The sequence below is a fragment of the Halobacillus karajensis genome (assembly GCF_900108515.1).
GTDB classification, from domain to species: domain Bacteria; phylum Bacillota; class Bacilli; order Bacillales; family Halobacillaceae; genus Halobacillus; species Halobacillus karajensis.
On sequence record NZ_FNWW01000002.1, the window covers coordinates 17,522 to 29,159 of the forward strand.

Consider the following 11,638-nt stretch of genomic DNA (forward strand, 5'->3'; position numbering starts at 1 on the left):
CAAATTGTTAGTCACTAAAAATAGATAGTGATATACTCTTAAAAGACTATTAGGTCGAGGAGGAATTATAGAATGGCAATTGTAAAAGCAACTGATCAGAACTTTACAGAAGAAACAAATCAGGGTCTTGTTCTAGCTGACTTTTGGGCACCATGGTGTGGACCTTGTAAAATGATTGCACCCGTACTAGAAGAATTGGATGCGGAAATGAGTGACCAAGTGAAAATCGTTAAGTTGGATGTAGACGAAAACCAAGAAACAGCTGGTAAATTTGGTGTAATGAGTATTCCGACACTTCTTCTTTTCAAAGATGGTCAAGTGGTTGATCAAGTTATCGGTTTCCAACCAAAAGAAGCTCTAGCTGAATTGATTCAAAAGCATTCCTAATGCCAAATTCACAAAAAGCCGCGTTGCCATGCAGCGCGGCTTTTATAATCTTATCTATTCATGGATTTAGGTATAAAGGGAGATTCGAGACCTTAAGCAGCTTCTTGCATGTACAACTCGAGGTGCTGCTTAAGTTTATCGATGTCTTCCACCTGCATACATTATCAAACGTTGTGGTATTTTCAATATATAATCTTCTCAGAGTAATGGAGTGAAATCACATGAACTCAAAAATTAAAGAGAAACTGGCAGTACTGCCGGATCAACCCGGTTGTTATTTGATGAAAGACAAAAATGGCACGGTTATTTATGTAGGAAAATCCAAAGTGCTGAAAAATAGAGTGCGTTCCTATTTTACAGGGGCTCATGATGGAAAGACGCAACGTCTTGTCCGTGAAATTGTGGATTTTGAATATATTGTTACGACTTCTGAAATCGAAGCTCTAATATTGGAAATGAACCTAATAAAAAAATATGATCCCAAATATAATGTCTTATTAAAAGATGACAAGACCTATCCTTATTTGAAAGTGACAGCAGAGCGGCATCCCCGGCTAATCGTTACAAGAAATGTAAAAAAGGATAAAGGAAAATATTTTGGCCCATACCCAAACGTTATGGCGGCAAGGGAAACCAAAAAGCTTTTGGATCGCTTGTATCCATTAAGAAAATGCAATACTATGCCGGACCGCGTCTGTCTTTATTATCACATGCACCAATGTCTTGGTCCTTGTGAATTTAAAGTTAGCAAACAAACCAATGAAGAGATAGTGCAGAATATCACGTCATTTTTAAATGGTGGGCATACGGAAATCAAGAAAGATTTAAAAAAACGTATGCTTGAAGCATCCGAAGAATTGGATTTTGAACGAGCAAAGGAATTAAGAGATCAAATCGAACATATTGAATCTGTTATGGAACAGCAAAAGATGTCGATGAAGGATCAAGTGGACAGGGATGTATTTGGTTATTCATATGATAAAGGTTGGATGTGTGTACAAGTTTTCTTTGTGCGCCAGGGAAAGCTTATAGAACGAGATGTTGCACTTTTCCCATTTTTTGATGATCCGGAGGAGACCTTTATCAGTTATATAGGCCGGTTTTACCTTCATCAAAACCACCCTTACCCTAAACAGGTCCTGGTGCCGGTGGCTACGGATGTAGAAGTTTTAGGGGGGGCACTGGATACAAAGGTCCTTATACCGATGAGAGGACGTAAAAAGGAATTAGTGGAACTTGCAATGAAAAATGCAAAAATATCTCTGGAAGAAAAGTTTGCCCTTATAGAGCGTGATGAAGAGCGGACAATTAAAGCAGTGGAAGCATTGGGAGATCATCTTCATATTGAGACACCACACCGCATAGAGGCATTTGATAACTCTAATATTCAAGGGGCCGATCCTGTTTCAGCTATGGTCGTTTTTATTGATGGCAAACCTCAAAAGAAGGAATATCGTAAGTATAAGGTCCGAGATGTTGAAGGACCTGATGATTACGAAACGATGAGGGAAGTCATTAGACGAAGATACAAAAGAGTTTTAAAAGAAGATCTCCCTCTCCCGGACCTAATAGTCGTTGACGGAGGAAAAGGTCAAATGACGGCTGCGTTGGATGTTCTTGAAAATGAGCTTGGTGTGGATATTCCATTGTGCGGTTTAGCCAAAGATGATAAGCATAAGACAAGCGAATTATTATACGGTGACCCTCCTGGACCGATAGATCTTGACCGTAAATCCCAAGAATTTTATCTTGTTCAAAGAGTTCAGGATGAAGTTCATAGATTTGCCATATCTTTTCATCGTCAACTTCGCGGCAAGGGAGCCATTCAATCGGAGCTTGACAACATCCCGGGGGTTGGGCAAAAAAGGAGAAGGCTTTTGCTTCGTCATTTTAAGTCTGTATCAGATATAAAAAATGCAGAAATGAGTGATATAACAAAACTTGGTATCCCAGAGCCTGTGGCTAATACAATACTCATTCACTTAAATCAGAATGAAGAAGAACCAGCTGAAGAGTAACAGCTGGTTCTTTCTGATTACAAGAGATTATTGGTTCCCTGTTTTGAAGAGGCTGCATCAAGTGTAATCAGTATCTCTCCCCGAGGGGGCCCATTTATTATGGATATCATGTGACGCTTCTTTGCTTGAGATTCTCGGGGGCAGGGCACCCGAATTATTGTTCTGTAGCTCTTCAACCTTTAAGGGCTTTAATTTCAACATGGTTTTCTTTAGAGTTCTTTTCTTCAAAGCATTCATATGTATGTTCAGTGATTTGACCGATAATTTCGGCTAAGAAACCACATTCAAGCCGGAAGTCAACCTCCAGAAGTTTTTGATTAAGGCGTTTTTGGATGATGTGGCCGCTCAATTGAAAAATCATTTCTTTTCTTTTTTCTTTAACGAGATGCAACTCTCCCCAGCCCATGTACTGGAAAAATTCATAGAGTTCTTCCATCGAACTGATACTCGTCTGTCTCGCCATGTTTTTCCCCATATAATAAAGGAGGTAGGGGGCATCCTTCCCTAAGAAGTCAGGAAGTGTGTAATAGCGCATCAGATCAAAGCCTGCGCCTGTCCCTACAAGCGATGAAATGTTGCTTGTTGTTAGCTTAGTAGATTCTTTCAATACGCTCATTCCTTTCTTCCCTTATTATTACTCGAAATTTAGAATGGTGCAATATAAATTAACTCTTTTTACCGAAAGGAAATAATTGTGTAATTTTGTGATATTTATAAACGCGCTTTCTTGACGCTAATACGGGATAGAAGTACAATAAACATGTCACAAATTGTACATTGGTCAGACACGTACTAGGGAAGAGGGGCTTTTCCTATTATTTTTATCGCTTCATTAAAGCGCTTAACTGTCTGAAAAATGTTCATATTCTTAAAGTTATCATCTTGAGGGGGGTAAATATGGCGGGAACACGCGGGTACGTTAACCGAAGATTACATTCATTATTAGGAGTTATTCCAATCGGGATCTTTTTGATCCAACACTTAACTGTGAACTTCTTTGCAACACGTGGTCCAGAAGCATTTAACACAGCAGCTCACTTTATGGAGAGCTTGCCATATCGCTATGTACTGGAGACTTTTATCATCTTTTTGCCACTGTTGTTTCATGCTATTTATGGTGTGTATATCGCATTCACAGCAAAGAGTAACTTATCAAACTTCGGTTATTTCAGAAACTGGATGTTCATCTTCCAACGGATCACTGGTATCATTACACTCATATTCATTGCTTGGCATGTATGGGAAACTAGGATTGCCATTGGTTTTGGCTGGGCGGAATTGAACTATCAATTGATGGAAGGCATCCTTACTGAGCCGTTCTTTTTCTGGTTCTACATAGTAGGTGTCATTTCAACGACTTTCCACTTCTCTAATGGACTATGGTCGTTCTTTGTAAGCTGGGGAATTACAGTATCCCCTCGCTCACAGAAAATTATGACCTATGCAAGCATTATTATTTTCCTTGCGATTTCTTATGTCGGTGTCCGTACACTAATTCAGTTCGCATATGGCATATAATCAATGAAATTTATAGTAAAGAAACGATAGATTTTTAGTATTCAAGGGAGTGAGCTTCAATCATGACAAATCGTAATATTGTTGTTGTCGGTGGTGGTTTAGCCGGCCTAATGGCAACAATTAAGGCAGCCGAACAAGGGGTTCACGTGGATCTGCTTTCCATTGTTCCTGTTAAGCGTTCTCACTCCGTATGTGCCCAAGGCGGTATAAACGGGGCAGTTAATACGAAAGGGGAAGGAGATTCCCCGTGGGAACACTTTGATGATACAGTTTATGGAGGAGACTTCTTGGCGAACCAACCTCCAGTTAAAGCAATGTGTGAGGCAGCGCCAGGAATCATCCACCTATTGGACAGGATGGGTGTGATGTTTAACCGTACACCGGAAGGGTTGCTTGATTTCCGTCGTTTCGGGGGAACTCAACACCACCGGACTGCCTTTGCAGGTGCAACTACAGGCCAACAGCTTCTGTATGCCTTAGATGAGCAGGTACGCCGCCATGAAGTTAATGGCCTTGTTACAAAATATGAAAACTGGGAGTTCCTCTCCGCCATTGTTGATGAAAAAGGTGTTGGACGAGGCATTATTGGTCAAAACCTCAGTGATCATGAAATTAAGGCGTTTCCGGCAGATGCTGTTATTATGGCTACTGGTGGACCTGGAATCATTTTCGGTAAATCAACAAACTCTGTAATCAACACTGGATCAGCCGCTGGTGCTCTTTATCAGCAAGGGGTCGATTATGCGAATGGGGAATTTATACAAATCCACCCAACGGCAATCCCGGGAGACGATAAATTACGCCTCATGAGTGAATCTGCTCGTGGTGAAGGTGGTCGTGTCTGGACATATAAAGACGGGGAACCGTGGTATTTCCTAGAAGAAAAATACCCGGCCTACGGAAACCTTGTCCCACGTGATATTGCCACACGTGAAATTTTTGACGTGTGTGTAAACCAGAAGCTGGGGATCAATGGTGAAAACATGGTATACCTCGATCTTTCTCATAAAGATCCTAAAGAACTTGATGTCAAACTTGGTGGTATTATTGAAATCTATGAAAAATTTGTCGGAGAGGACCCACGTAAGGTACCGATGAAGATTTTCCCTGCGGTCCACTATTCCATGGGTGGCATGTGGGTCGATTACGACCAGATGACGAATATTCCTGGTATCTTTGCGGCAGGAGAATGTGATTATACTCAACATGGAGGAAACAGACTTGGTGCCAATTCCCTTCTTTCCTCTATTTATGGAGGAATGGTTGCAGGACCGAATGCTGTCAAATACATCGATGGCTTAGATGAACTCTCTGAAGATATGACGTCCAAACTATTTGACGAGAAAGTAAAAGAAGAAAAAGCTAAATTTGACGAGATTATGAATATGGATGGAGACGAGAATGCCTATCAAATTCATAAAGAGCTCGGAGAATGGATGACAGATAATGTTACTGTTGTGCGTGAAAATGAAAATCTTCTTAAAACCGATGAGAAAATCGTAGAGTTGATGGATAGATACAAGCGTATCAATATAAACGATACATCCCGGTGGAGCAATCAGGGAGCTATGTTTACGCGCCAACTTTGGAACATGCTTCAACTCGCACGTGTCATTACTCAAGGGGCTTATAATCGTAATGAAAGCCGTGGCGCTCATTTCAAGCCAGAGTTTCCAGAACGTAATGATGAAGAGTGGTTGAAGACAACTGTGGCTAGTTATGACAAAGAAAACAATAAGCCTGTTTTCCGTTATGACGAAGTTGATACATCCTTAATCGAGCCTCGTAAACGTGACTACTCGAAAAGTAAATAAAGGAGGTAACGATCATGAGCGAAAATAAAACAATCACGTTGATTATCACTCGTCAGGATCATCCGGATGAGCCATCATATGAAGAAAAGTTTGAGATTCCATATCGTGAAAATATGAATGTCATTTCTGCGCTTATGGAAATTCGTCGTAATCCTGTCAATGCTGATGGCAAACCGACAACTCCTGTGTATTGGGATATGGGTTGTTTAGAAGAAGTGTGTGGCGCATGTTCCATGGTTATCAACGGCACACCACGCCAATCTTGTACAGCTCTTGTTGACCAATTAGAACAGCCAATTCGGCTGGCTCCGATGACGACTTTTCCAGTCAACCGTGACCTTGCTGTCGATCGCAGCCGGATGTTTGATTCCCTGAAGAAGGTTAAGGCATGGATCCCAATTGATGGGACTTATGACCTTGGACCTGGACCTAAAATGCCTGAAAGTAAACGGCAGTGGGCCTATGAGTTGTCTAAGTGTATGACATGTGGGGTATGCTTAGAGGCTTGTCCAAATGTTAACAGTAAATCTGACTTCATTGGACCGGCACCATTGTCCCAAGTTCGTCTTTTTAACTCTCATCCGACCGGTGAGATGAACAAAAGTGAACGTCTACAGACAATCATGGATGAAGAAGGTCTTATGGGATGCGGGAATGCTCAAAACTGTGTTCAATCATGTCCGAAAGGGATACCGCTTACTACATCCATTGCTGCTCTTAACCGTGATACGGCAATTGAATCATTCAAAAGCTTTTTCGGAAGCGATCAGCGCGTATAATCTTCCAAAAGCCACCATTCTTTTTAGAATGGTGGCTTTTTTAGTTTTTAACGTTAACCTTTCAATCTTTTCATGAAACTTCCTTGTCTTGAATAGCGGTTTAATTTTTTTGAGAGGGTTTTAAATATAGAATCTTTTATCATCAACCAGGGGGGCTGTAGGCTATAAGTTCCATAGTATAATAGACTTGTTGAATAATGGGTGAAGGTGGATGTATGTATGTTTAATTTTAAATGGTCACAGTGGATGGTATTGTTATTTTTCATTCTTTCTGCATGTTATATGATTATACTGTCTGTTACTCAGCCATATCTTGGGATCGATGTGAAAGAAAACCACGGAGAGTGGACCATTATTAATATTCAAAAGGGAAGTTGGGGCGACCGGCATAATGTTCCTCTAGGCGGAGTCGTGCGTTCGATTAATGACACTGATCCAATAGAACATCGGTCTATTTCCATGTTTAAGGAGTTGGAGCGTGCAGATTCATTTGTGGTCCAGCACGACGGGCAGGAATTCCGTTATGATAATATCGATAATTCAAGTCCAATTCACTGGTTATTATATATCGTTCTTCCCGTCTTGTTTTTTGTTGTGATTTTGAGTATTTCTTATCTAGTCCATAAACGGGTGCCGAAAAGGTATTCAGCAGAACAGTTAATCCTGTTCTTTTTGGCTATTGCGACAGGCTATCTAAGTAACAGTGGGGCGGTTAGAGATGATTTATATAGCCTGTTTTTGAATACCAGCTTATTTTTATTTTCCCCTGTTATACTCATCCATTTCTTATATAATTACTTTCAAGAACTGAATATTTATTGGTTTTCTAAAAAAATTGTTTATTTGTTATACCTTACTGTTACTTTAGTGTCGATCGCGGAAGGGTATTTTTTGATAAAGGAGCAATATCCTGATTACTTTAAGCCTATACCAGGCGGTTTATTATTAGTTTTATATATTATTTCTTTCTATATTATTTACCGGGGGCTGTATATTCATAAACGATCAGCTGTTGGTCCTATTTTTAAGTACATGGCTATTGGGATGACGGTGGCTTTCTTTCCTTATATATGGCTTTACTTGATTCCTTCTCTCGCTTTCGGCGTGAATGTGATATCGCTTGAGGTTGGAGCAATGTTTCTAATCGCTTTACCGATCACTTTTATGTATTTGGTCACCAGGGAGAGATTGATTGATATAGATTTTGTGATGTCCCGGGTGCGTTATTATATTATCCTATCGGTGATACCCAGTATTGCCCTCATGTTTATCATTGGTTGGATGATTAAAAGCGATTTGTATTTAGTCAGTTATATTCAAATCTTTTTGCTCCTTCATGTATCTTTAGTTTTGTTTCTGTCATTAAAGGAGTTTTTAGACTTCAAGTTGCAACGTTTTTTATTTACAGCACGCTATAGTTATCAAGAAAGTATGCATAGAATGGCGCAGGACATGAAAGAGCAATCCAATGCCGTTGATTTAATGAAAGTCATGCGTGACGAAGTGAAAAACGTATTGAATGTAAGAGATATTTACATTTATTCTAAACATAATAAACGGAATATGTATTGTGTTTATGAGCAAATCCCTCAGGATATTATTGAGCATTTTGATCCCTATTTGAACGATCAGCATTATGATATTGGCTCTGTAATTGAGACAGAAAAAGGTTTTGGTTTGATTGTAGGTTACTCTTTAGAAAAACTAACAATGATGTGGTGCAAAGGGAAAAAGGATTTTACTACGTTGAATCATGATGAAAGAACCTATTTGCAGACGATTTCTCATAATGCCAATATTGCTATTCAGAATATGAACACGATTGAAGACTTATTGAAAGAGCTACGGAAACTGAGAAATGATCAAACACAAAAATATCCGACTTGGCTTTCCAGGTTATTATTCACCATTGCTGAAAACCAAAGGAAACAGCTTTCTATCGATTTACATGATACAGTTTTGCAGGAGCAGCTGTATCTTTATAGGAAAATGGATGACTTGATTCGACAACGTACGGACTTAACACCAAGCTTGCATGCAGAGCTTATGGTATACAAGGAGTCACTCCTTGATAGTATTCATCTCATCCGTGAGACATGTAATGAATTACGACCTGCTTTTATAGAAGAAATGGGATTGGTCCAGTCGTTAAAAAATTTGATTCAACAATATCAACTCAGATCAAACTTCACTGTTTATTTTTCAAATGAGCGCTTTGATGCTGAACTAGACCAGGAAAGAATTTTGGCGATTTTCAGGATTGTTCAAGAATTGTTAACCAATGCGATGAAGCATTCTGAAGCTAAGATTGTAAAGCTTTCTTTATCCAATAAGGGAGAACACATCATGCTGCTTTATTCAGATAACGGGAAAGGGATGGATTACTCTGTCCAACGGGATTTATTTTCCCATATTGGATTGTCGGGGATTGAACAGCGGGTGAATGGTTTGAATGGCCATTTAGAAATTGAAACAGCTCCAGGGGAAGGGTTTAAGACGATCATTACTTTCCCAGTTGGAAGGAAGAAGGAGGTCCAAGTATGATGAATATACTAATTGTTGATGACCATCCTGCTGTGGGAGCAGGAACAAAAGCGATGTTAGAACAAGAAGGAGATATGCAGGTAGATGTTACCCATGAGAATGAAAATGTAAAATCCCTTTTAGAAGAAAATGCATACGATGTTTTATTATTAGATCTATATATGCCCGGGATGAATGGCATTGAGCTGGCTAAAAAAATAAGAAAATCTTACCCGGACTTGAAGCTCCTCATTTATACAGGGTTTGATTTAAATACTCATTTCAATATGATTGTAGAAGCAGATATTAATGGTTTCGTAAGTAAAACGGCCACGAGTGAACAACTGGTGACAGCTATCCGCTGTGCATTAAGGGATGAAGTTGTCATTCCCCTTCATTTATTAAAACAATTGAGAAGATCAGAAGCTTGCGTGAGTACAACTTCAGAATCAGATGAAGTGAACGGGTTTTCTTTAAATGAAAAAGAACAATCGATTTTACAGGAAGTGGCCTCAGGTTTTACGAACAGGGAAATTGCCCAAACGCTGCATATGTCACAGCGCAGTGTGGAATACACTTTAACCGGAATTTTCAATAAGTTGAATGTCCGGTCACGCACGGAGGCACTCTTTAAAGCTCAAGAACTCGGGCTTGTGTCTAAATCTTGAAACAGTAGCACAGGGTAGCCATTTCAGTCATACGATACAATGACTAAATAATTCCCCTCATATAAGCTCAGGAACAACAAGGAGGGGTACGCTTGTGAAGGAGGACGGCTATCGGCCAACACAAATTCTTACCAAGCGGGAGCGAGAAGTTTTCGAGCTTCTAGTACAGGATAAAACGACAAGGGAGATCGCAAAAGAGCTCTTTATTTCAGAGAAAACTGTGCGTAATCACATCTCAAATGCAATGCAAAAGCTAGGAGTGAAAGGACGCTCCCAAGCGGTTGTAGAACTGCTGCGTATGGGGGAATTAGAATTGTAATCTCCGTAGAACAGCATACCATTGCTTTGGGGTGGAAGAGGTCCTTTCAGGTAGGTCACGTATAACGGGACGATACCTGAAAGGGTTTTCCATATAAAGAAAGCTACACTTGAAATTTCTCGTCGAAAACATGAGAATGGAAGTTATAAAGTATTTTCGTTAGGAGTGCTGAATGTGACAAATTCGCAACAGACGTCCATGATGGCAGATGTAGAGAAAGAGCTAAGGTACATATCTGGGATCATCAAACAAAGAGGACGAGTCATTTTGAACCATTATCCAATTACAGCCCCTCAATTCGTCGCCCTTCAATGGTTGCTTGAAAAGGGGGATATGACGATCGGGGAGCTTTCTAATTATATCCATCTAGCATGTAGTACAACGACAGATCTTGTAGATCGTATGGAAAAGAACGAGCTTGTCGAAAGGGTGCGCGATCCTAAAGACCGCCGTGTTGTAAGAATTCATGTGTTAGAAAAAGGAGAGCGTATCATTCATGAGGTGATTGAGAAACGCCAGCATTACTTGAATGAGGTATTGAAGGATGTCTCCAAAGACGATGTAGAAACTTTAAACCGTCTGCTTCATGTTCTTCATGAGAAAATGAGAGAAACAGACCAGGATTAAGACAACTAAGAAATAAAAGAGGGATGCAAATTGAAACAACCAATTGGAGTCATTGATTCAGGAGTAGGCGGTCTAACGGTAGCGAGAGAACTGATGCGGCAATTACCTAAAGAGACATTTCTTTACTTAGGGGATACGAAAAGGTGTCCATATGGTCCTCGGACCGAAGAGGAAGTACGTGCTTTCACTTGGCAAATGGTCAATTATTTACTGCGAAAAAATATGAAGATGCTCGTGGTCGCTTGCAATACAGCCACTGCCTATACACTTTCAGAACTTCAGGAATCATTGGATATTCCTGTCATTGGAGTTATTGACCCAGGAGCGCGAGCGGCAATCAAGGTGAGCCGTAACAAAAGGATTGGGATCATAGGCACCGAAGGAACGATTGAGAGTCATGCTTATCCTGACGCGCTGGTTTCCATCGACCAAAAAATACGAGTGAATGGCTTGGCCTGTCCGCCTTTTGTACCAATGGTCGAAGAAGGTATTCTATCTGGACCCAAAGCGGAAAGAATTGTTTCCCATACGCTTCAACCATTAAAAGATCGGAATCATATCGATACTCTTATTTTAGGTTGTACTCATTATCCGTTAATCAAGGACCTTGTCCAAAAGGAGATGGGAAATCATATTCAGGTTATTAGTTCAGGAGAAGAAACAGCTAGGGAGGCAAGCTTAATCCTAGCGTATCATAAACTCCTTGAAAAAAATGACTCTACTCCTGTCCATGAATTTTATACAACAGGGGATATTGAGAAATTCCGTTTAGTAGCTAACAGTTGGTTTGATGAACCTGTTCAAATTCTTAAATCCATTGAATTGGAACACGTGCCAAGCTCTGCCTATTAAGGCAGAGCTTTTTTTCTAGAAAAGGATCATCTCCTTCTCTCCTTGACCTTTTGTGTGATTGAACGGTGGTTCTATGCGTAAGCTTTATTAGGAATCAACAAAGCCCTCGCGCTTCTTTTACTCCCAGGTGTTA

General features: G+C 40.1%; 11 protein-coding genes. 10 read left to right on the top strand and 1 reads right to left on the bottom strand.

Annotated features, from left to right (window positions below):
- The first annotated feature begins 48 nt into the window (after window positions 1-48).
- Window positions 49-387, top strand: a complete 339-nt coding sequence (gene trxA / locus BLW54_RS05060) for a thioredoxin (RefSeq protein WP_316245373.1) — start codon at window positions 49-51, stop codon at window positions 385-387.
- Window positions 388-608: 221 nt separating this feature from the next.
- Window positions 609-2,405, top strand: a complete 1,797-nt coding sequence (gene uvrC / locus BLW54_RS05065; protein WP_035509525.1) for an excinuclease ABC subunit UvrC — start codon at window positions 609-611, stop codon at window positions 2,403-2,405.
- 172 nt (window positions 2,406-2,577) lie between these two features.
- On the opposite strand, the gene BLW54_RS05070 is transcribed toward uvrC, so the two are convergent.
- Window positions 2,578-3,021: a YslB family protein gene (locus tag BLW54_RS05070; RefSeq protein ID WP_035509522.1), complete on the bottom strand. Its 444-nt coding sequence runs from the start codon at window positions 3,019-3,021 to the stop codon at window positions 2,578-2,580.
- A gap of 281 nt (window positions 3,022-3,302) precedes the next feature.
- Between BLW54_RS05070 and BLW54_RS05075 the strand changes: the two genes are divergently transcribed.
- The 8 genes from BLW54_RS05075 to racE all read left to right on the top strand — a co-directional run bounded on the left by BLW54_RS05075 (window position 3,303) and on the right by racE (window position 11,505).
- Window positions 3,303-3,923 (top strand): succinate dehydrogenase cytochrome b558 subunit, encoded by a 621-nt coding sequence (locus BLW54_RS05075; RefSeq protein WP_035509519.1) that lies wholly within the window; start codon window positions 3,303-3,305, stop codon window positions 3,921-3,923.
- A gap of 62 nt (window positions 3,924-3,985) precedes the next feature.
- Complete coding sequence (gene sdhA / locus BLW54_RS05080) at window positions 3,986-5,737, top strand: succinate dehydrogenase flavoprotein subunit (RefSeq protein ID WP_074733403.1); 1,752 nt, start codon at window positions 3,986-3,988, stop codon at window positions 5,735-5,737.
- Window positions 5,738-5,751: 14 nt separating this feature from the next.
- The gene (sdhB, locus tag BLW54_RS05085; protein ID WP_035509514.1) at window positions 5,752-6,516 is read left to right on the top strand and encodes a succinate dehydrogenase iron-sulfur subunit; all 765 of its coding nucleotides are present in this window, start codon (window positions 5,752-5,754) and stop codon (window positions 6,514-6,516) included.
- Window positions 6,517-6,735: 219 nt separating this feature from the next.
- A complete protein-coding gene (locus BLW54_RS05090) occupies window positions 6,736-9,060 on the top strand; it encodes a sensor histidine kinase (protein WP_035518852.1) in 2,325 nt (774 codons plus the stop codon).
- Window positions 9,057-9,707 (top strand): response regulator transcription factor, encoded by a 651-nt coding sequence (locus BLW54_RS05095; RefSeq protein WP_074733404.1) that lies wholly within the window; start codon window positions 9,057-9,059, stop codon window positions 9,705-9,707. The genes BLW54_RS05090 and BLW54_RS05095 overlap by 4 nt, the downstream gene beginning before the upstream one ends.
- 94 nt (window positions 9,708-9,801) lie before the next feature.
- Window positions 9,802-10,026, top strand: coding sequence for a helix-turn-helix domain-containing protein (locus BLW54_RS05100; RefSeq protein WP_008635211.1), 225 nt, complete (start codon window positions 9,802-9,804; stop codon window positions 10,024-10,026).
- Between the two features lie 198 nt (window positions 10,027-10,224).
- A complete protein-coding gene (locus BLW54_RS05105) occupies window positions 10,225-10,653 on the top strand; it encodes a MarR family winged helix-turn-helix transcriptional regulator (protein ID WP_051744302.1) in 429 nt (142 codons plus the stop codon).
- 30 nt (window positions 10,654-10,683) lie between these two features.
- On the top strand, window positions 10,684-11,505 hold the full coding sequence (gene racE, locus BLW54_RS05110) for a glutamate racemase (protein ID WP_035509506.1): 822 nt from the start codon (window positions 10,684-10,686) through the stop codon (window positions 11,503-11,505).
- Window positions 11,506-11,638 lie beyond the last annotated feature (133 nt).

Coding starts and splice junctions, on each gene's coding strand:
- BLW54_RS05075 (WP_035509519.1), top strand. CDS start 3,303: ATGGCGGGAACACGCGGGTACGTTAACCGAAGATTACATTCATTATTA.
- BLW54_RS05105 (WP_051744302.1), top strand. CDS start 10,225: ATGATGGCAGATGTAGAGAAAGAGCTAAGGTACATATCTGGGATCATC.
- BLW54_RS05095 (WP_074733404.1), top strand. CDS start 9,057: ATGATGAATATACTAATTGTTGATGACCATCCTGCTGTGGGAGCAGGA.
- sdhA (WP_074733403.1), top strand. CDS start 3,986: ATGACAAATCGTAATATTGTTGTTGTCGGTGGTGGTTTAGCCGGCCTA.
- uvrC (WP_035509525.1), top strand. CDS start 609: ATGAACTCAAAAATTAAAGAGAAACTGGCAGTACTGCCGGATCAACCC.
- BLW54_RS05070 (WP_035509522.1), bottom strand. CDS start 3,021: ATGAGCGTATTGAAAGAATCTACTAAGCTAACAACAAGCAACATTTCA.
- BLW54_RS05090 (WP_035518852.1), top strand. CDS start 6,736: ATGTTTAATTTTAAATGGTCACAGTGGATGGTATTGTTATTTTTCATT.
- sdhB (WP_035509514.1), top strand. CDS start 5,752: ATGAGCGAAAATAAAACAATCACGTTGATTATCACTCGTCAGGATCAT.